Annotated in this window: 17 protein-coding genes and 1 riboswitch; of the genes, 4 read left to right on the top strand and 13 right to left on the bottom strand. The window is 65.5% G+C overall.

Annotated features, from left to right (window positions below; translation table 11 throughout):
* Nucleotides 1-214: 214 nt before the first annotated feature.
* From A2J03_RS20685 to A2J03_RS20675, 3 genes are all read right to left on the bottom strand, one after another.
* Entirely contained in the window at nucleotides 215-829 is a 615-nt protein-coding gene (locus tag A2J03_RS20685; protein ID WP_068377770.1) for a transglycosylase family protein, read from the bottom strand.
* Between the two features lie 8 nt (nucleotides 830-837).
* A riboswitch (cyclic di-AMP (ydaO/yuaA leader) is annotated at nucleotides 838-1021 on the bottom strand.
* 317 nt (nucleotides 1022-1338) lie between these two features.
* Nucleotides 1339-2757 carry a dynamin family protein gene (locus A2J03_RS20680; RefSeq protein ID WP_068377768.1) on the bottom strand — a complete coding sequence of 473 codons (1419 nt, stop codon included), beginning with the start codon at nucleotides 2755-2757 and terminating at the stop codon, nucleotides 1339-1341.
* On the bottom strand, nucleotides 2754-4586 hold the full coding sequence (locus A2J03_RS20675; protein ID WP_068377783.1) for a dynamin family protein: 1833 nt from the start codon (nucleotides 4584-4586) through the stop codon (nucleotides 2754-2756). Before A2J03_RS20675 ends, A2J03_RS20680 begins: the two co-directional genes overlap by 4 nt.
* A 249-nt stretch (nucleotides 4587-4835) precedes the next feature.
* Between A2J03_RS20675 and A2J03_RS20670 the strand changes: the two genes are divergently transcribed.
* Nucleotides 4836-6116 carry a DUF7373 family lipoprotein gene (locus A2J03_RS20670; protein WP_197480887.1) on the top strand — a complete coding sequence of 427 codons (1281 nt, stop codon included), beginning with the start codon at nucleotides 4836-4838 and terminating at the stop codon, nucleotides 6114-6116.
* A 106-nt stretch (nucleotides 6117-6222) separates the two neighbouring features.
* On the opposite strand, the gene A2J03_RS20665 is transcribed toward A2J03_RS20670, so the two are convergent.
* From A2J03_RS20665 to A2J03_RS20635, 7 genes are all read right to left on the bottom strand, one after another.
* Nucleotides 6223-6771, bottom strand: coding sequence for an RNA polymerase sigma factor (locus A2J03_RS20665; protein WP_068377766.1), 549 nt, complete (start codon nucleotides 6769-6771; stop codon nucleotides 6223-6225).
* 148 nt (nucleotides 6772-6919) lie between these two features.
* Complete coding sequence (locus A2J03_RS20660) at nucleotides 6920-7312, bottom strand: hypothetical protein (RefSeq protein ID WP_068377764.1); 393 nt, start codon at nucleotides 7310-7312, stop codon at nucleotides 6920-6922.
* An 83-nt stretch (nucleotides 7313-7395) separates the two neighbouring features.
* Nucleotides 7396-8364 (bottom strand): C39 family peptidase, encoded by a 969-nt coding sequence (locus A2J03_RS20655; protein ID WP_068377762.1) that lies wholly within the window; start codon nucleotides 8362-8364, stop codon nucleotides 7396-7398.
* 32 nt (nucleotides 8365-8396) lie between these two features.
* Nucleotides 8397-9368, bottom strand: coding sequence for a hypothetical protein (locus tag A2J03_RS20650; RefSeq protein WP_231912632.1), 972 nt, complete (start codon nucleotides 9366-9368; stop codon nucleotides 8397-8399).
* A gap of 214 nt (nucleotides 9369-9582) precedes the next feature.
* Entirely contained in the window at nucleotides 9583-11466 is a 1884-nt protein-coding gene (locus tag A2J03_RS20645) for an Hsp70 family protein (RefSeq protein ID WP_197480886.1), read from the bottom strand.
* 208 nt (nucleotides 11467-11674) lie between these two features.
* The gene (locus A2J03_RS20640) at nucleotides 11675-12046 is read right to left on the bottom strand and encodes a YccF domain-containing protein (protein ID WP_068377760.1); all 372 of its coding nucleotides are present in this window, start codon (nucleotides 12044-12046) and stop codon (nucleotides 11675-11677) included.
* 16 nt (nucleotides 12047-12062) lie between these two features.
* Nucleotides 12063-12281, bottom strand: coding sequence for a hypothetical protein (locus tag A2J03_RS20635; RefSeq protein ID WP_068377758.1), 219 nt, complete (start codon nucleotides 12279-12281; stop codon nucleotides 12063-12065).
* 146 nt (nucleotides 12282-12427) lie between these two features.
* On the opposite strand from A2J03_RS20635, the gene A2J03_RS20630 reads away from it, so the two are divergent.
* A complete protein-coding gene (locus A2J03_RS20630; protein ID WP_197480889.1) occupies nucleotides 12428-12841 on the top strand; it encodes a cold-shock protein in 414 nt (137 codons plus the stop codon).
* 19 nt (nucleotides 12842-12860) lie between these two features.
* On the opposite strand, the gene A2J03_RS20625 is transcribed toward A2J03_RS20630, so the two are convergent.
* Genes A2J03_RS20625 through A2J03_RS20615 form a run of 3 tightly spaced genes read right to left on the bottom strand, consistent with a single transcriptional unit; the run spans nucleotide 12861 to nucleotide 15948 of the window.
* Complete coding sequence (locus A2J03_RS20625) at nucleotides 12861-13370, bottom strand: DUF2771 family protein (RefSeq protein WP_231912631.1); 510 nt, start codon at nucleotides 13368-13370, stop codon at nucleotides 12861-12863.
* Between the two features lie 29 nt (nucleotides 13371-13399).
* Entirely contained in the window at nucleotides 13400-15097 is a 1698-nt protein-coding gene (locus tag A2J03_RS20620; RefSeq protein ID WP_442971386.1) for an MFS transporter, read from the bottom strand.
* Between the two features lie 44 nt (nucleotides 15098-15141).
* Nucleotides 15142-15948 carry a glutaminyl-peptide cyclotransferase gene (locus tag A2J03_RS20615; RefSeq protein WP_068377753.1) on the bottom strand — a complete coding sequence of 269 codons (807 nt, stop codon included), beginning with the start codon at nucleotides 15946-15948 and terminating at the stop codon, nucleotides 15142-15144.
* 40 nt (nucleotides 15949-15988) lie between these two features.
* Here A2J03_RS20615 and A2J03_RS20610 point away from each other — a divergent pair, with 40 nt between their 5' ends.
* Nucleotides 15989-16876, top strand: a complete 888-nt coding sequence (locus A2J03_RS20610) for a DUF3027 domain-containing protein (RefSeq protein ID WP_068377773.1) — start codon at nucleotides 15989-15991, stop codon at nucleotides 16874-16876.
* Nucleotides 16873-19564 (top strand): sacsin N-terminal ATP-binding-like domain-containing protein (locus tag A2J03_RS20605; RefSeq protein WP_082897974.1); only part of this gene is annotated, 2692 nt, incomplete at its 3' end. The genes A2J03_RS20610 and A2J03_RS20605, both read left to right, overlap by 4 nt.

Raw genomic sequence — 19564 nt, 5'->3', positions numbered from 1 at the left:
CGACCACGCGGTAAGTGAGTTGGCCTCCTCACGCTCGGGAGGCTTGTCTCCTTACGGCGAGGACACCGAGTTCCCGCTGCCCGTGGACCAGTTGCCGTATGCCCACCCCGTGACCGTCGTCAATCGCTAGAACTACCTGCTCCACACCTCAGGCTTCTCCACAACGAAGAAGGCCCCCGAGTGATCGGGGGCCTTCTTCGTCGAGTGTGACGCTTTACTGAGGCAGGAACGCCTTGTTGGCCTGGTAGAACTCGACCAGCTGGGGATCGAGCTGGATTCCCTGGGTCGCGTCCTTGATCAGCGTGGCGATCTGCGGGTCGTTGGTGATGGTCTGAACCGCGCCCGTGATGCCGTCGATGACCTCGGCGGTGCCGTCGACCGTCGGGATGCTGGTGAGGTCGGGAAGCTTCGGTGCCTCGGGAGCAGACTTCGGCGATGCCGGGACGCTGCGCTCGGAAGGCGAGCTGCTGAGTCCGAGGCTCGACGAGCAGGAAGGCCATGCGCCCCAGCCCTGCGATGCGAGCACCTTCTCGGCGACTGCGATCTGTTCTTCACGGCTGGCCTGGTTGGCGGTAGCGGCGTACTGCCCACCACCGTGCGACGACCAGGTGCTCGGCGAGAACTGCAGGCCACCCTGGTAACCATTGCCGGTGTTGATGCCCCAGTTGCCGCCGGCCTCGCACTGTGCGAGTCGGTCCCAGTCGGAATCAGGGGCAGCGCTGGCGGTGCCGGTGAAGGCCAAGCCTGCTGTGCCCATGATCGCGCCGGTCACGGCGACCTTGGCTACGGTGCGGCCGGTGGTGGTCGGCTTGCGATGACGTCCGCTCATACGAGTTGAAATCCTCTCCACTGGCGCCTGCGAGGTCAGCTGTCGGGTTCGGGCTGAGAGGTAGCCCGGCCCAACTTTCCCGAAGGAAATGTTGGGCTTCACCCCAAGGAAAGTTGTGCTCTCGCACAGCTTTCCGGTTATCCGAGAGGACGTGTGGGTCCCCCGTCCTCGTCCCCTGGGTGTTCTTGTGGGGGTCCGTTCCCGCGGGACGAGGTTTGGCGCTGCGGGTACGGAGTCGGCCGAAGTTTCTCAGCCGCCACTGACCGTACTGAAATTCCCGCGGAGTGTCACCATTTGGTAACTGTTTCGTTTTCGGCGTCGACTGCCACACCGTTGAGTCCGATTCCCGGTAACGAACGAACCCGCAGCTAACAGCGTCGGAGTGCCGCCGACGCCCATGCGTTGCTCGTCCGTTACCCCATCGTTATGTGACAGAAGTCACATGATCCAGGTGGGGCTGAAGTGACGGAAGTGACTGGGCACCAGCTTGGGCCCGGAGGCACGCGCCGTCAGCGGCTCAGGTTTCCGTAGGTGTGGATCAGGGCGACGAGAGCGGCGTCTTCGGCAGCGGTGAGCGTGACGAGGGCTTGGGTGTGCGCCCAGGCGAGCTTGTCCTGTGCGGCCGCCCGGACCTTGTCGGGCCCGGCGGTGGGGGAGATGTCCAGTTTCGATGCCGGTGTGCTGTGTTCGACGAGACGACGTAGTTCCCGGGTGACCTGAGATGCCGGATCGGCGCCGAGCATCGCTTCGAGATGTCCGAACAGCACCACGGTGTGGAGGGCCGGGTCGGATCGCAGGTGATCGACGATGTCGCGAATGCGCTCGCGCTCGGGGTGACTGTAGGCGAGGCGGTCGAGTTCGCCGAGGATGCGGTGTGCGCGTTTCACCGCCGCGAACGCGCCCAGATGAGAGGCAAGGAGATTCTGCAGTCTCGGCACACCGGAATGCGCGACGAGCCAGTCGTTGAGCGCTGCAGCGCCCTGTGCCGCGACGGTGCGGCCGTGGATCGTGCCGTATTCGCCGAGCAGGTCGACCAATCGGCCGCGCACGTGTGGAGGGACGAGCGCGTCGTCGTCGGAGTCGAGCAGGTCGATCAGATCGAACGGGTCGATCCCGTGCATGGCATGCAGGGCGCGGGCGTCGGCTTCGGTGAGAACTCCGGTGTGCGAGGTCTCGGCGAGCAGACCTGCGATCGGAACGACGGCCATCACGGTGTCGGCGAGCTGGGCCGACAACCGAGTCGCGTGCTCGCCCGCATGCGCGAGCGGATCACGGGCTCCGAGAGCGCCTTCACCGAAGCCGTCCGCGCGCGACAGCACTCCCAGGGTTGTCAACGGGGTGAAGCCGAGTTGGCGGAGGAAATCGATCTCGTCCGCCCGGGGAGCCCCGTCGAACAAGAACACTGCGGCGTCGGCGTCGACGGACGCAGTGCGAGTTTGGTCGTACCCGTCGATGAGGACCCGCCGGGTTCGAGCTTCGTTCTCGGCCGTCAACGTCGCCAGACCCGGGGTGTCGACGAGGGTGTAGTCGCGGATCGCGGCCGAGGGCAACCACCGATGCAGGTAGGCGATGTCGTGCGGCGCGATGTCGAGACCGTGGATCCGACCCCGTTCGGTGTGTACCGGAGCCCGAGTACCGTCGACGAGCACTGCCTCGGCGCGAGCGGGTGCACCCTCTTGGTACACCGAGACAACCCTGGTGGCTTCGAGCGCGCCGGTGTCGGCGATCTTCGCGCCGATCAACGCGTTGACCAGTGTCGATTTTCCGGCTTTGAGTCGGCCGACGATGACGATCCGCGGCGGCGGCCACAGGATGGCGCCGATGCGGTTGGCGTGGCCGGCCAAGTCCGGGCCGAGTGCCGCGAGGGCGTGCAGGGCGCGATCAAGTCCTGCGCGGACCGGGTCGAGTGGCATTCCGGGCGCCGTCATCGTCCCGCTCCGGTGAGTTCGGCAATGAGGGCTTCGGCTCGGGTGATGTTGCCCTTCACCACTTTCAGGTTGTTTTCCAGGCGATCGCGCTTCTTTTTCCGTACGGCAGTATCCGAGCGGGCACTTTCTTCGGCGTCCTTGATCTGCGACTGCAACTGCGAGATCGAGGTCTTGAGATGCTCGCGATAGCGAATCACGATCTCCGGGCGGGCAAGAGCGATGGTCGATTCGAACGTCCGGGCGGTCGCTGTCTTGGTCGCCGCAGTCGTTTCCCGCATCCAGGTCAGCAGATTCGTCTTACCGGCACGCATGGCCCGAAACCCCAGGTTGAAACCGACCCACGCGATCCCCACCACGGCTCCGACGCCCACGACGGTGGAAAGTCCGACGATGCCGCCGAGCATCGACGATCCCATCACCCCCATGGTCAGCATCGACGGATCGAGCAGCCCATGGCGTTTGCCGGCGACGGAGTGCGTGTCGAGTGTGCGGCCCGACAGGGTGGACACGACCTGCTCGTAGATCTCTTCCCACACCACATCGGAATCGAATCGCGGTTGCACGATCGTGGTGTAGAGCTGCTCGAGGAAGACCGTTATCGACTCGGCCATCGCCGATTGGAAGTCTCTCTCCATTTCGGCGGTGAAGTGCTGCGGGTTCTTCCGTAGCACCTCCATCCCGTTCTTGTTGATCCTGCTCGTCCACTTCTCGCGGATCGCATCGAGCCGTCGGTCGAGTTCGGCGGTGGCGTTCTGCCGAATCAGCGTCAGATCGCGCTGCAGATATTGCTCCCACTGCTGGGAGTGATCTTTGAGCTCTTGCAGTTCGTCGAGCTGCGCGGTCAAATCGGGGACCACCCGAGCGACGTCGTCGATCGCCGCGATCTGAACGGCGAGGTCGTCGGCGAGGTTGCGCAGTCCACCTATTGCAGTCCGCAACCCGCTGGCCGCCGGAAGTTCACCGGCAACAGCGAGTTTCGTCTCGATCAACGCGCGCAGCGCGGTGATCCCGGAACGATGCTCGGCCGCGTCGCGCTCAGCGCCCGGTGGCATCTCGGCGGCGACGACGGCCCGCAGGCTCGAGACCCCGAGGACCGGAATTTCGCGACCGAGATGCTCGCGCAGCAGGGCGGTGTTCTGCTCTACGATCGGCCTCCACCGACGCACGTTCTTGTCGGTCTTGGTAACCGCAACGATCAGTGCCTCGACGCCAGCGCCGGCGCCGGAAATGAACTCCATCTCGGGTGCGGTGAGCGGGGTGGACGCGTCGCAGACGATCACCACCACGCATGCTCGCGCTGCGCTGTCGGCCGCGAGAGCGGCGTACGAGGGGTCGAGGCCGCCGACACCGGGAGTGTCGATGACCGTCGTGGTCCCCATCAAGTTGCCGGGCACAGTGACCACTGCACGGGTCGGCAGCTCCACCGCTCGGGCATCGCGGACGCGCGCGCCTTCGCAGGAAACCCAGTCCTCCAGGTCGGCGTGGGGTATCGACTCGGTGCGATCGGGATAGATCAACTCCGCGCCCCCGCCCGGCGCGCCTGCGTCGGTATCGGTGAACGACAGGGTCGTCGAGGTGGTCACGTCGACACCGACGGGGGAGGCATCCCGGAACCCGACGAGGGCATTGACGAGGAAACTCTTGCCGCGCTTGACTTCTCCGACCACCACGACAGTGCGGGCGAGGTCCTGTGCGGCGCGGCGAGCGGCGAGGTCGGCGACCGCGTCGAACTGGAACGGGCGCAGGATCTTGGTGGTGATCGTCTCGAGCAATGCCGCGGCGCGATCTGTTGCCGGAGCAGGCGGCGCTGCTGTATCGCTCGAGTTCACTGCCCCTCCGCTTCGTTCGCCCTCGATTTCGACCCCGTGCGCACGATCTGCGCGGTCAGACTCTAACCCCGGCCATCGTCGGGGCGCGGAACGGAGCCCGGTCGGCACCTTCGTGGATTCGTCGAGAGGAATTGGTGCCCTCGGTGCGGGAACCTTGTGCAGTGCCGGATGCATCCAACAGTCAGTGACACCGACAACGAGCCCGGCGCAGTCTTCGACGACCGGGCTTACTACCGAAAGGATCTTCGCGTGCGTTCGAGAACATGGCTGAGGCGTGCAGGGGCGATTGCCTGCGCCGGTGCGGTATTGGCCGGATGCGGCACCGACACCAGCGACGGCCTGCCCGTCGCGAAATCCGGCGGAGACGCGAGCGCGGAGAGCAGTGCGGTCGACCCGGCGGCACTCGATACCGGAAGCTATCCCACCAGCCCGGCTCCGGAGTTCGGTCGTGCCACCAGGGACAACATCCTCGACGTGGAAACCCAGCGACTGGCCGAGTTCGTCGTGGTGCCCTTCGAGGTGGACCCGAACTTGGTCACGGCGAAGATGCCCACGATGGTCATCCGCAGTCACGAGAACCTCAATATGGTGCTCAGCGGGAATGCAGCCGATGTCGCCGAAACCCACGGGATGCTCTACGGATACGTCTCCACGGCCGCAACCGCGACCACAGCTGTCACCGACCCGTCCCGCTCTCTCGTGCAGATGGTCCTGCGCTTCGAAACCTCCGACAGCGCTGCCGCCGCAGCCCAGGAGATGCACGCCGGGTTGACCACCGTCGACTCCGACGGCACTGGCGTCGAGACCCCGGAGACGATCGGAATCCTGCCCAACACTTTGGTCTCGACGTCGGAGTACACCCACAGTGCTGGTCCCGAGGTGTCCGCCAACGCCTTCACCGCGCACGGCAACTACCTGATCTACACCTGGGCCAAAGCGCCTGCCGACGAGAAAGAGTGGACCGCTCAGGCCGTGGCCCGCGCGCTCGATCTGCAAGGTCCGCTCATCGACCAGTTCCCTGCGCAACCGACCCTGGCGCAGAACGGGGGCGAGCCCGCCGAATTGCCCATGATCGACCAGGACAAGATCCTCCTCTACGCCATTCCCGAGGAAGACGAGCAGGCTGATTCCGGTAACGACATGGCTTCTTACGGCCCACGTGGAATGTCACACCGCTCGACGAACCCGCCGTTGACCTACCGCGTTCTCACCGAGGCCGGTTCCGACCACAACGCGGTCTACAAGACGAACGTCTACCGGGCGTCCGACGACGCCGGTGCGCAGATGATCGTCGAGGAATTCCGCAACGACCTCACCTCCCAGGGATACGTGGAAGCACCGTCGCCGCAGGGACTTCCCGACGCAGTGTGCCTGAGCAAGGACACCACGAACGGGACGACCGACTACTGCTTGGTCGTCAACGGGCGCTACGTCGGCGAAGCGTACGGAACGGACGACAAGAAGGACGTCGACCAACAGATCAGCGCCCAGTACCTGATCCTGGAACAGGCCGACCAGAACGCTGAGTAGAGCGCAACAGCCCGAACTTGGAACCGTCCGGCGCACCCCACCGAATGGGGTGTGCCGGACGGTTTTGCCGCGTTCTTCTGTCTCCTGTGCCCGGCAACCCGATTTGTCAGTGGACGTCGGTACGGGGACCGAGCAGGACGGCGAGCTGTTTGCGTGCCCGGTGGATGCGGGTTTTGACCGTCGCCACCGACACACCTTGGTGTTCGGCGATGTCGGCGTAGGGCAGGTCGGCGAACTCGGCGAGCACGATCGCGACGCGAAAGTCCTCGGGCAGCTCGTTCAAGGCCTGATGGACCACGGATGCGGTCGCGACCCGGTCGTCGATTCGAGGTTGGTCGTGGCCGAGGTCGATGCCCGGCTCGTCGGTGGTGTCGTCGTCGAGGCTCGAGGTCGGTTTACGGCGGCGTACGACAGCGAGGGCAGCGTTGACCGCGATGCGGTGCAGCCAGGTGTTGAAGCGTGCCTCGCCGCGGAACCGGTGCAGATTCTGCCAGGCCGCGGTGACGGTGTCCTGGAACGCATCTTCGGCGTCGTGGGTGTTGCCGGTGATCTGCAGGCAGACATGCCACGCATTGGTGCGGTATAGGCCGACGAGGTCGGCGAATGCACGGTGATCACCGAGGCGGCACGCCGCGATCAGCTCTGACTCGCTCATTCCACCCCCGATCGATGCTGCGAATCTCCGCCGTGTCCACCCCCGGCGGAGAGATAGTACCCACCGGTACGAACCCGGGCGGATGTGAGCATGCTCGCGGCAGGACCGAACTCGCGTTGGACGTTGCAGGGCCCAGCGGTAGCTCGCATCAAAGAAGATCGTCGCCCGGCTCGTCGGTGTGCCCGAAATCGATGTCGAGCTGGTGGCCGAGGTCGTCGCCCGGTCCGGTGCCGCCAGAGTCGATCCCCAGGTCGTCGGACAGGGGGAGGTCGGTGTCGCCGTCGGGATGAGGTGCGTCGTCTAGCACAGTGTCTTTGTCATCGAGCGCGGTGTCGTCGTCGAGCGCCATGTCCTCGTCGTCGAGCACGAGTTCCTCGTCTTCGGGGACGAGGGGACGGTCGTCCATCTCGGGAACGAGGTCGGAATCGACGGCAGCATCGGGGTCGAACGCGGCGTCGAGGGTGCGGTTCCAGACTTCGTCGGGAAGCGGTGGCAGGTCGCCGGCGAGCTCACGCAACACAGCCATGTGGTCGTCGGTCATCGTTCACCTCGCTACTGTCCGGTCGACTCGGCCGCGGGCGATGGCGCGCCCAGAGGTCCGGTGTGTCCATTGTGCCTGGTGGTTCACGAGCGAAGCGAGATGACCGTCGTTCTGGCCGACCGCGTGTCGGTCACGGGCGGTGTCGTGGTGGTCGAGTCGGTGTCGGCCGGCATCAGATCGGGATCCGAATCGTCGGCGACGAGCATCTGATGCCCGGAGTCGGCCCAGGCCCGCTCGAACTGCTCGATCGGCACTTCGAGCTGATTGCCGTCCGGTACTCCGGGGTCGGAGAGGATGACGACGCCGCGTGCGTCGTCGATGCCGGCGACGACCAGTACATGGTCCGGGCGGTTGTCTTCGACGCCTTCGTGCTCGGGTTTCCAGATTTCCCCGGAGTCGACCATTGCGACGACGCCCTGCCCGTTGTCGAGGGCCGAGCGGAGATCGTCGAGCGACCCGGAGCTGATGGTGGCGGGCACGCCCTGGTCTTCGAGAAGGATCTCGATGTCGGGCAGTGTCATTCCGCCGGCCGGATCATCACCGGCCATCAGGCCCAACTCGACTGCGCGGTCGACGAGATGTCGGGGGTCGCTGATGTCGGTCTCGGTGTATTCGGCGACGAGTTGTCCGACGACCGCGGGGCCGCAGTATCCGTCGAACTGTTGGTAGAACCAGTTGATCGTCCATTGCGCGGGGTTTCCGTGCACTGCGTCGGCGTCACCAGGTGGCGTAGAGGCATCTTCGGTGCTGTCGGAATCGGCGCCCGAGGTGTCGATATCGGAGGTGTCGATGTCGGAGAGGTCTATGTCGAGTGCAGGATTGCCTGTTGCCAGGGAGTCGGCCGCGGAGGATCCACTCGGCCCGGGTCGTGTGTAGACGGCTTCGGAATCGTACTGGTCCTCGCGGAGGGGGCCGGCCGGTGCACCGATCAGCTCGGCGCCTGCCATGCCGTCATCGGAGAAGTCCGCAGTGACCTGCTCTCCGGCACACCCGTCGGCGAGATCATCTGCCGCATCGGACGGCCACATCGCGGTCGTGTCGAACTCGTGCATCGGTCGGCCCCTTGTCGTCGAGGAAAGTTCGGTCAGAGGTCGCTCTGCGATTCGGCTGGGTAAGTGCCGGCCTGCGCGTGGTAGTTGTCGTCGGCGGGAATGGCCGACTCGAGGCTCTCGATGGTGCCGAGGTCCGTGTCGGCGCCGGCGGCCACGGTGTCGAAGTTGCCGTCGCCGTTGCTGTCGAGCTCGCCCAAATCGAATCGGCCGTCACCATCGGTGTCGACGAGGGTGGCGTTGATGCGGCCATCCGCATCGGAGTCGAGCATCGCGGTGTCGAACCGGCCGTCGCCGTTCGAGTCGATCAGCACGACGTCCACCTGGCCGTCGCTGTTCGAGTCGATCAGTGTTTCGGTGATCGCACCGCCCTCGATGGTGTCCTGGCGGACCGGCGCGCCGCTGACGGGGTCGTGGAACGTCGCCAGGTCGACGTCGCCGTCGTCGTCGAGATCCTCGGCGACGCGGATAGTGCCGTCGGACTGCTGCGCTGCTGCGGTCTCGTAGGTGCCGTTCGAGTCGGTGTCCTGCTCGATCAGGGTGATCGTGTCGTCTTCGTTGTAATGGGTTGTGGTGTCGATTCCGTCGACTCGCGAATGGGTCAGATCGATGAGGCCGTCGCCGTCCACGTCGCGTGGCGAGACGTAGTCGACCTGACCGTCGACCCCGATGGCCTCGTTGACCGTCGATGCAGCGGGTGAATCGACTGCGTCTACCTTGGCAGGGGGCACCGACTCCGATGCGGTGGCCGAGGAGTCGCCGTAGGTGGCGGTCGACGGGTCGGCGGTCACCTCTGCCGAGGACGCTGTCGGCTCGGCTGCTGATGCCCTGTCGTCGGATGTATCAGTGGCAGCAGAGATCTCGTTCATTTCTTCCTCCATGGCGTTGGTGATGGCATCGGCTTTCTCTTCGACACTCATGGTTGGATCGTTGGCGATCGCGTCGAGTTTGGCCTTGTACTCGGCGGAGTCGGTGCTGTCGTAGACGGCTTTGTCGTCGTTCTGCATGGCGTGTCCTCTTTCGGGCGTATCTCGAGTTGCTCTCGTTGTTGCGGTCGATAGTTGGATGCACCCGGGCCCGCAAAAGGTTCCCGCGCATTCGAAAAAGAACGTCGCGACGCGACCGTGCTGTGCTCGAGAGAAGCAGCAGGGGCCACCAAGACCGGATTGGTCCTGGTGGCCCCTGCTGTGGAAGGTGTTGTCGCCGAGCCTCTTCGGCGTGTCAGTTGATCAGTCCTGCGCGGCTGAGGAAGGTCTTCGCGCCGTCTGCCCCGACCGCGTCGTAATAGCCCACCATCACACCGGTCGCGCCGTTGGCGTAGGCGATGGAATAGGCGCCGGTGATCTCGGGAGCGGACAGGTGCGCCGCAGCAGTGCGCGCGACATTCTCCACGATCTGATTGTCGGCGGCCGCGGTGTCGTTCTGATTCCCCTGCCGGAGCCGCAGGACCTGCTTCTTTGCTTCACGGACGTCCACTGAGACCGTGATGTACGACGCCCCGCTGTTCTCTTCGACTATCCCGCTCGTCAACGAACTGTCCGCCGAGATTTGGCATTGCAACTGCGCACCACCGTTGTCGGTCTCTCCGGTCTGTTTGCATTCCGAGAGCTCCGAGCGCAGCGCCGGTGGAAGAGCCGCGACGACAGCCTCTTTCGTCGTCGGCGGTGTGTCCGCGGCGTCTCCGCCTCCCGACGCGGCCGCCGGATCGACGTCCTGTGCCACATTCGAGTTCGGCCCGCCTGCGGTCGGGGAGTCCGAATCGCCGCTGCTTCGATCGAGAACGAAGAATCCTGCCAGCGCCGCGATCGCCACGACCGCGACTGCGGCACCCACCATCACCGACTTCCTGTGCCCGCCGGTAGCAGGATCGGGGCGCGCGGGTGTTCCGATAGACGGGCTCGGCCACTCGGCGAATGCAGTAGTCGGCGGATTCGGTACCGCTGGAGCCGGCCGGGTCGGCTGTGGTCCAGGAGCGCGTGTCGGGCCCTGCGGGCTGTGAACCGGGCCCTGCGGGCTGCGAACGATGGGTGCAGCAGCAGCCAAAGCTCCTTGCGCCACCACGGTTTTCGGATCGTCCAGCGTCGCGATCGGTCCGAGGGGGCGCAGGCGTTCGTGCACCGCCGGGATCCTCGACGACCCGCCGGTGAGGTACAGGGCTTCGAGTTGGCCTGGCTCGGTGATGCGGGCGTCGAGCAGCGTCGACCTGGCCAACTCGACAGCTTTGTCCAACACCGGGGAGATCAGCTCTTCGAACTCGTCCCGGGTGATCTGGAAACGCTCGGTGCGTCCGTCGCCGGTGACCGCGATCGTCGCAGACGGTGCCTCCGACAGCAGTTCCTTGGCTCGACGGATCGAATCTTCGAGGGCATATCGCACGTCCAGAGGGGCGCGGGTGCGTAGGAAGTCGAGCAGGTCGGGGTCGCGGACATCGAGTTGCTGATCCACCCAACGGCGCATATGCGCGTCCAGGTTCTTTCCACCCAACCCGTTGTCACCGCGGGCGGCTACGACGTCGAAGCTCCCGCGGCTGTTCGCTTCGAGCACCGCTACGTCGAGGGTGCCTCCGCCGAAGTCGAAGACCGCGATCTTCGTTCCCGGCGTCACCGTGTGCGCGCGGGTGTAATAGTGCGCGGCCGCGCGAGGTTCGGACACCGTGGTCACCCGAGACGGATCGTGACCGAGCTGGGCGGCGGCATCGAGCAACACCTGAATCTCGCGTCGCGACCAAGCTTCGGGGTGTGTGAGCACCAGCCTCGACGGCGCGGTACCGCTGTGGGCAGCCGTGGCACGTGCGATGACCGAGTCGAGAACAGCAGCCACGGGTACGGCCGCGGGGACGGTGTACCCGTTGACCGTCACCACCCCCTGCCCGATCGCGCGTTTCGGGGCCGGGATGAATGCGGCAGGGTTCGACTCGGCGCGGTCGGTGGCTACGTCGCCGACCGCGATGCGATCCGGCGATTCGACGAACACCGACGACGACATCGTCGTGCGATTGTGCGACAGGGTCAGCGCCTCCACCGCACCGCTGATCGGGCTCGTGTGCGCTGCAGCGGTGTTGGAGGTACCGAAATCGATCGCGAGTACCCAGTCGCGTGCAGCCATCAGTGCCGAACCTCGCGACGAGAGTCGAGCATGCATCCACGGCATCGCGCCGTCACAGTGCACCTGTACACAGTCCATCCGCCCTTCTCTTATCGGCCGGGCATCGAGGTGCCGAGGCCGGGAAGGAATTTACCTCCACCGGTAGTTGGATGCTGCGGCCATGCCGAAAGGTTCCCGTGTCCTTCGACAACGGGACCGTGCCAGGAAATCAGGCGTCGACGATGTCCTTGCCCAACGGCATGAGCGAGATCGGGATCATCTTCAGGTTCGCGATGGCCAGCGGGATCCCGATGATGGTGATGGCCATCGCGATCGCCGTGGCGATGTGTCCGATCGCCAACCACACCCCGGCAACGATCAGCCAGATCACGTTTCCGATGACCGATGCGACTCCCGACGTCGGCCGCTCGACGACGGTCTTGCCGAACGGCCACAGTGCGTAGACGCCGATGCGGAACGAGGCGATGCCGAACGGGATGGTGATGATGAGGATGCAGCAGATGATGCCTGCTGCGAAGTAGCCCAGCGCGAGCCACAGCCCGCCGAAGATCAGCCAGATGATGTTCAGAATTACTCGCATCGCCAGTACTCCCTCTCTATCGCGCACGCCGGCCGGACATCAGTGCGTAAACCAGTGCCAGGACGAACCCGAGTGGCGCGGCGATCATCGCCGTCAGATAAAGCCACAGGGGTGGCTCGTTCCCGCCGACCGCAGGCACCAAGAATATCGCTGCGATGGCGAGAAGTCCCGCGGCGAACAGCGTCAGTGCTATGCGCAGGAGTACGGAGTTCGAGCTGTGTCGTCGTTCGGTCACAGGCTCAACGGTAGCCGCGAAGGAAACCGAGGTGCCCGGCACCGTGCCTGCGCGCTAGACTGGTGCATTCGCGTCCTGCCTAGTTGTGTGGGGCGCGAAATTTTATGCCAGCAAGACCATACGAGACAATTGGACGGGTGAGCGCAGTGCCTACCGGCAAGGTGAAATGGTACGACGTCGACAAGGGGTTCGGCTTCCTCTCGCAGGAGGAAGGTGAGGACGTCTACGTCCGTTCGTCGGCGCTCCCGGCAGGTGTCGAGGGCCTCAAGGCAGGCCAGCGCGTCGAGTTCGGGATGGCCGCGGGACGCCGTGGACCGCAGGCGCTCAGCCTGAAGGTCCTCGAACCAGCACCGACAGTGCGTCAGAACACGCCGAACCGCCGTGAGCCGGTCGAGCGCAAGCACACCCCGGACGAGCTTCACGGCATGGTCGAGGACATGATCACGCTGCTCGAGGCAACGATTCAGCCTGAGCTGCGCAAGGGTAAGTACCCGGACCGCAAGACCGCTCAGAAGATCTCCGAGGTCGTTCGCGCGGTTGCCCGGGAACTCGACAGCTGATTCCCCCGAACACCGGCGTCTAGCTCGTCGCGATCGACCAGATCGCGTGGCTGATGATCTCTTCCTGCGCGGTCTCGGTCGAGATCACCCCGGACGGCAGTCGGATCTCGACGCCGAGTAGTTTTCGGCCGTCCTCGTCGACCGGTGGGACTGTCAGTCCCAGCTTCTGGTCGGGGAGGTACAGCGTGTCGGTTTCGACGACCGTACCGCCGCCGTCCGAGTACACCGCGGCGACGATCCACGGCGCCGAGGTGATCTCGGAGGGCAGCGACAGCTGCAGCGGACGGCCGGCGCGCACCGGAAGGTTCGCACTGGCGCCGTCGGGATCGCACAGTGGCGCCTCGACGGGGCAGTACAGGTACGGCTCGACCGTGACGGTCGTGCCGTCGGCGAACGCGGTGATGGTCGGTCGATGAGTCGGCGCATCCGAGATGAGGAGCGCCAGAACAGCGACAGACGCCACGCCGATGACGAGGAGTCCGGCGGTTCCGATGGCCAGTAGTTTCTTGGTCTTCGGTGCGAAGTTCACTTGGCTCACGTTCTGTCGATGTGGAACGACTACGAAACGGTAGTCGATACTTCCTGGTCGGCGTGGTCGGGCCGGTTGCCGCCGAAGCCGGGGAGCAGGGATCGCCCGCGGTAGGTCAGGAACGTTTGGACGAGTCCGATCGTAAGCACGACCGATACGACGGTGAAGCCCAGCCAGTACTCGGTGGGCAGCAGCACCCCCATGGTGCCGCCAAGCACCCAGCAGAGCTGTAGCACTGTCTCGGACCGTCCGAAGCCGGAGGCAATCGACTCGGGAGGCAGGTCCGACTGCAGCGATGCGTCGAGGGAGACCTTGGCAAGGGCACTCGCGCACGAGGCGACGAGGGCCGCCAGTGCTGCCGTCAACAGACTGTCGGTGACGGCAGCGACGATCGCGATGAACGTGACCGCCGTTGTGCACCTGAGTACCACGATGGCGGGTTTGCCGAGCTTGAGGCGCGCTCCCGTGGCATTGCCCGCGAAGTTGCCGATCGCAGCGCCCGCGCCGACGAGTCCGAGCATCGCGGCCTGCTTGATGGGTTCGTGGTCGGTCTGTGCCTTCGCGACGAAGGCGACGTACAGCGTCAGGAATCCGGTGAGCACTCGAATGGTTCCATTGCCCCACAACCCGATGATGACGGATCTGCCGAGTGGCTGCCGCCGCGCCTTCGGTGGGGCAGCCGTGGCATTTCCGTGCCGGATGACCTCGGTCTGGGCGTTGTCGCCGTGATAGCTGAGCGTGGCCGGAACTTCGCCCTCGGTGACCTCCACCCACGACGGAATCCGCATCGACAGCCACGCACCGAACACGGTGATTGCCGCCACGAACCACAGCGCGCCGGGTGAATCGGCGACGAATGCGATACCTGCGGCGATGCCACCGGCGACGATGGTTCCGCCGAGCAGACCGAACACCGTCAGCCGCGAGTTGACCCGGACGAGGTCGATCTCGGGCGGCAGCACGCGGGGCGTCACAGCGCTCTTGAGCACTGCGAACGATTTGCTCAGGACCAGCATCCCCAGAGCCGCCGGATACAGAACCCAGCTGTCGAAGTTGAACACCAGCACTACCGCCAAAACAGTCCGCAACAGGAACGACGTCGCCAACGCGATCCGTCGACCGTGCTGCAACCGATCGAGCATCGGGCCGATGAGCGGAGCGATCAACGCGAACGGAGCGATCGTGATGACGAGATACAGCGCCACCTTCGTCTTGTCCTCGCCGGTCGCCGCGGAGAAGAACAGCGTGTTCGCGAGCGCGACCGCCATGGCGGCGTCGGATGCGAAGTTCGCCATCGTGGCATAGGTCAGGGCGGTCAACCCGGACTTGTCGGCACCGTCGGCTTTGGCTGCTCGCTGGAACGTCGCGATGCCCTTGCCGGTCAGCTCACGGCTGCGCATCGCAGCAACACGCGTGACGGTCAGCTTGCGGGGCATCGGCGGAGGCTTCGGCCCCTGTGATTTCGCTCCCGATGGCGGTTGCTTCGAGGGCGTCTCGGGTGCTCGGGGTGTCGGATGCAGGGGCGGCAGCGGCGTCCGCCGGCTCGGAACGTGACCACCCGGGTCACTTCGCAGGCTCCGCTCCTGACCACCCGGGTCACTCCGCAGGCTCCGCTCCTGACCACCCGGGTCACTCCGCAGGCTCCGCTCCTGGGAAGCCGGCGGATAGTTGTCGAACCCTGGATGGTCCTCACCCGGTGGGGCGTCGGAGTCGCGGGGATCGGTCACGAGATCAATTCTGTCCTAAATCTGCGGCGGTTGAGAACACCGACTCACTGGGAGGCTGTGAACTCCACCTCGTACATGGTCGGCCACAGCTTTCCAGTCACCAGAAAGCGATCGGTTCCGGGGATCTGCGCGATGCCGTTGAGCACGTCGGCGCCGGCTCGTTCGTCGTTCGTCATCGCATCCCACAGCGGACGGGCATCGATCATGGCGGTGACGTCTCCTGTCTTCGGATCGATTCTGGCGATGTCGTAGGTACGCCACACGTTCGCGTACACCGAACCGTCCTCGGCGCACTCGAGTTCGTTGAGGTTCGCCACTGGTTGCCCGTTCGAGGTCACCTCGACCGTCGAGGTGACCTCGAACGTCACCGGATCACGGAAGGCGAGCGTCGACGATCCGTCACTCATCACGAGGCCGGCGTCCGTGGATTCGCAGAGGCCCCAACCTTCACCGTCGTACTCGACGCGGCGGAGTTCTACGAGGGTCTGCGGGTCGCGCGCGAATGCGACACCGTCTTGCCAGGTGATCTGCCAGGCGGTGTCGCCGGCGACGGTGAAACCTTCGCCGAAGTAATCCGCCGACAGGTCCACCCGGCGGAGTTCGGCGCCGGTGTCGAGATCGGACACCGTGATGTACGAGGACCCGTTGCGGCCCGTGCTCTCGTACAGCTGACCGTCGGACACTTCCAACCCCTGCGTGAACGCAGTCCGGTCATGAGGGAGGGTGCGTACGACCGACACGGACAGGTCCGGAACCGACGTATCCGTAGCTGCCGGGGTGGACGACGTGCAGCCCACCAGCAGGGCGGTCGAAGCGACAAGGCCAAGCAGGATGCGAAACGAGGCCGACATGGCCACATCATGGCAGCCCGAACTGGGCGCTTTCGAAGTGATGCGGCAAAATGAATGTGTGAGTTTCACATCTTCTCCAGAACTCGACCAGATTCGTCCAGTCCTAGCCGACGCCAGGGAGTTGGCCCACGAGGCGCTGATCGATGCGGCAGAGGGCGGTGTCGGTGACTATCTCGGCGTCACCGCGGAAGATGACACTGCCGCAACCCACCGTTTTCTCGCCGAGCTGCAGGGCTACCGAGGCTGGCAATGGGCCGTGGTCGTTGCTGCACCCGACGGGGCAGATGTGGCCACGATCAGTGAAATCGTTCTTCTTCCCGGCCCCGATGCGATCGTCGCGCCGGGCTGGCTGCCGTGGGACGAGCGGATTCGTCCCGGCGATCTCGGCCCCGGTGATCTCCTCCCGCCCCGGCATCAGGACCCGCGTCTGGTGCCCGGATACGTAGCCACCGGCGACCCTGCCGTGGACGACGTCGCCTACGAGCTCGGCTTGGGGCGGACCCAGGTTCCGAGCAGGGAAGGGCGTCTCGACGCCGCAGAGCGCTGGCACGACGGCGATTTCGGCCCGGACAGCGAGACGGCCAAGGCCGCGCCGTCCACGTGTGGGCTGTGCGGGTTCTATCTGCCGATTGCCGGATCGCTGTCCGCGGCTTTCGGAGTGTGCGGAAACGAGTACGCCGCGGACGGACACGTCGTGCACGCCGAGTACGGCTGCGGTGCTCACTCGGACACCGAATTGCCCACCGGTGCAGGATCACCGCAATTCGATCCCTATGACGATGCTGCTCTCGACGTGACGGTGCAGGTGCCGACGCCCGAGGCCGAGGCCGAAACCGAAACCGAAACCACCGAAACCGAGACTGCGGCCCCTACCGAGACTGCGGCCGAGGCCGAGGATGCACCGCAGGACGCGCAATCGACGAACTGAGAGATCCGTTCGACACCGAGTCGATCCGGGCCGCAACGGTCTCGGCATGGACGTCCTCGCCGACTCGGTTGAAGGAAGACGCTGCCACCGAGGACGACCTCGTTCGCGGTGGCTATCGAGACCGGCTGTTGACCGAACTCGCGCAGAATGCTGCCGATGCAGCCTCCCGCGCAGGCGTTCTCGGCTCGATGCGAGTGTGGTCGTCCGGCAGTGCTGTTCACGTTGCCAACACCGGTGCCCCCTTGGACATCGGTGGTGTCCATGCACTGACCGCGCTCCGAGTGTCGGCGAAAACCGACGGTGTCGGCCGGTTCGGGGTCGGGTTCACCGCTGTCCGAGCCGTCAGCGACGACATCGAGTTCCGCTCGGCTACGGGAGGTGTGGCGTTCAGCAGGGAAGCGACGCAACGGGCGCTTGCCGACGCGGGCCTGTCCGCTCCTGGTGTTGGAGTCCCTGTTCTTCGGCTGGTGTGGCCGTCGAGCGAGCCACCGGCCGCGGGGTTCGCGTCGGAGATCGTCTTGCGCCTTCGCGACGACGACGTCGACGCAGTGTTGGACTCGATGCGCAGCGAGGCCGTGGATCTGTTGCTCGAACTCGAATCCCTCGAGTCGATCGAGGTAGCCGGCGACGTGATACACCGCGACGTCGAGAACCTCGATGGCGGACTGGACCTGGTCACGATCGGCGATCTTCGGTGGTGGCAGTACCGCACCGAGCACGCCCGGTGGCTGATTCCACTCGTCGACGGAGTGCCCCGTCGGGCAAGCTCGGATGTCCTTCGTGCACCGACTCGTTCGGACGAGGAGTTGTCGCTTCCGGTGCTGCTCGTTGCCGACGTGGCGATGCAACCCGACCGGCGCCGCGTCCTTCCCGGAGCCGACGTGCGCCGAGTCGCCGATGGTTACGGCGACGTGCTCGCTGCACTGCCCGGCCGCTACCGGCCGTCGTTCGTTCCCGTTCCCGGTTTCGCGCGTAGTGCGGTCGACGGCGTACTGCGAGAGCAGATGCTGCACGAATCGACCACGACTGCATGGCTTCTCGGATGCTCGGGGGACAACCTCGTGCCGTCGAGGGCGACGGTGTTGCCGGGGTTGACGGACGAGCTCGGCGACGCACTCGTCGACGTCTTCCCTGGACTGGTGTCCGCGTCACTGTCGGGTCCTCGTGACGCCACCGCTCTCGCAGCTGTCGGGGTTCACCGACTCGGTCTCGCCGAGCTCGCCGAGATGCTCACGGGTGTGGATCGCGAGCCGTTGTGGTGGGGAACGTTCTACGACGCGTTGTCCCCGCTGGTCGTCGACGGCATCGCCGCGGAAGAGCTTGCTGCGCTACCGGTTCCACTGACCGACGGCCGAACGGTGACGGGACCTCGAACAACCGTTCTCGGCGAGGGGATCAGTGCGGCCGGGGCCGTCCCCTGGGCGCGACTGGTTCATCCCGACGCCGCCAGGTCGCTGCTGTCGCGGTTGGGTGCGACCGAGGCGACTGCGTCCGATCTGCTGGTCGATCCGGCGGTGGAAGCACTCCTCGACGATCTCGACTGGGACGACGCGGAGTCGGTGGAGACGCTCACCGAGTCGATCCTGTCCCTCGCGGCCGATGCCCGCGCGTTGCCGTCGTGGCTCGGGTCGCTTCCGCTCACCGATTCCGAGGGTGAACTTCGCGCGGCAGACGAACTGCTTCTGCCCGACGCGCCACTGGCAGACGTGCTGTCCGAGCAATCTCCCTTCGGTCTCGTAGCGACCGAGATCGTCGACAGGTTCGGTGCGGAGGCGCTTCGAGCAATCGGAGTCGGGTGGGGATTCGGCGTCGTCAACGACGAACTTCCGACTGCGCCGGACCACGAACTCGACGACGAGGAGTCGTGGTGGGAGTCGCTGCCGGAAGAGCCCGACGTTCTTCTCGCCGTGCGCGATCTGGATCTGGTGGACGAGAGTCGGTGGCCACAGGCTCTGACGCAGCTCGTCACCGATCCCAGTACCTCGGCGGCGTTGCAGGACAGGTTCGGGTACACAGCCTGGTGGCTACGCACGCACGCACGCATCGACGGAGCTCGACTGGAATCCTTCCGGGCCCCGTCCGAGGACACGTTCGACGGGCTTCTCGACCCCCTCGACCATCCACACGCCGACGCACTCGCTTCCGCGTTGGCATCGAACAGGTGTGAGAGCGCCTGGTTTGCTCGCCTGATCGTCGAGCGACTCGCCGATCCGCTGCGTTCACCGACTCCGGCAGTCATTGCACGGGCACACCGTGTTCTCTCGGACGCTGTGCTCGCCGGCCGAGTGGATCTCGACGACCTCGACCTCCCTCCGAGAATCCGTGCGATCTCGGGTGCCCTGGTCGATCCTGACGTTGCGCTCGTACTCGATCGACCGTGGTTGGTATCGGTCGTTCCCGCCGAGGTCGCGGTGTTGTCCTCGATGGAGACGGCGTCGGTGCTCGCCTCGATACTCGATGTGCGCACGGCATCGGAGGCGGTCGACGCCGAAGTCGTGGGCGTCGGGCGAGTCAGCTCGTGGGACCGGGAGCCGAGAGCGGTACTGTCCTGTGCGGCGCTCGGATTGGAGCTTCCTGTGGGGCAGGTCGTCGTTCACCGCGATCTCGTCGTCCGGTTGACCGGAGCGGTCACGGGGGAGCGGGACGTTCCGTGGTGGGTGACGCCTGATGGCATCACGCACTTGGCCG

The organism is Rhodococcus sp. EPR-157, assembly GCF_001647195.1.
Lineage (GTDB): Bacteria > Actinomycetota > Actinomycetes > Mycobacteriales > Mycobacteriaceae > Rhodococcoides.
The sequence above is the reverse complement of the archived record's forward strand: the minus strand, read 5'-3'. Positions and strand labels throughout refer to the sequence as shown.

Bases quoted from the DNA above. Each gene is read 5' to 3' on its own strand.
- A2J03_RS20610 (WP_068377773.1), top strand. From the start codon at position 15,989: ATGCGGCAAAATGAATGTGTGAGTTTCACATCTTCTCCAGAACTCGAC.
- A2J03_RS20655 (WP_068377762.1), bottom strand. From the start codon at position 8,364: ATGCACGAGTTCGACACGACCGCGATGTGGCCGTCCGATGCGGCAGAT.
- A2J03_RS20615 (WP_068377753.1), bottom strand. From the start codon at position 15,948: ATGTCGGCCTCGTTTCGCATCCTGCTTGGCCTTGTCGCTTCGACCGCC.
- A2J03_RS20640 (WP_068377760.1), bottom strand. From the start codon at position 12,046: ATGCGAGTAATTCTGAACATCATCTGGCTGATCTTCGGCGGGCTGTGG.
- A2J03_RS20680 (WP_068377768.1), bottom strand. From the start codon at position 2,757: ATGACGGCGCCCGGAATGCCACTCGACCCGGTCCGCGCAGGACTTGAT.
- A2J03_RS20650 (WP_231912632.1), bottom strand. From the start codon at position 9,368: ATGCAGAACGACGACAAAGCCGTCTACGACAGCACCGACTCCGCCGAG.
- A2J03_RS20665 (WP_068377766.1), bottom strand. From the start codon at position 6,771: ATGAGCGAGTCAGAGCTGATCGCGGCGTGCCGCCTCGGTGATCACCGT.
- A2J03_RS20685 (WP_068377770.1), bottom strand. From the start codon at position 829: ATGAGCGGACGTCATCGCAAGCCGACCACCACCGGCCGCACCGTAGCC.
- A2J03_RS20660 (WP_068377764.1), bottom strand. From the start codon at position 7,312: ATGACCGACGACCACATGGCTGTGTTGCGTGAGCTCGCCGGCGACCTG.
- A2J03_RS20645 (WP_197480886.1), bottom strand. From the start codon at position 11,466: ATGGCTGCACGCGACTGGGTACTCGCGATCGATTTCGGTACCTCCAAC.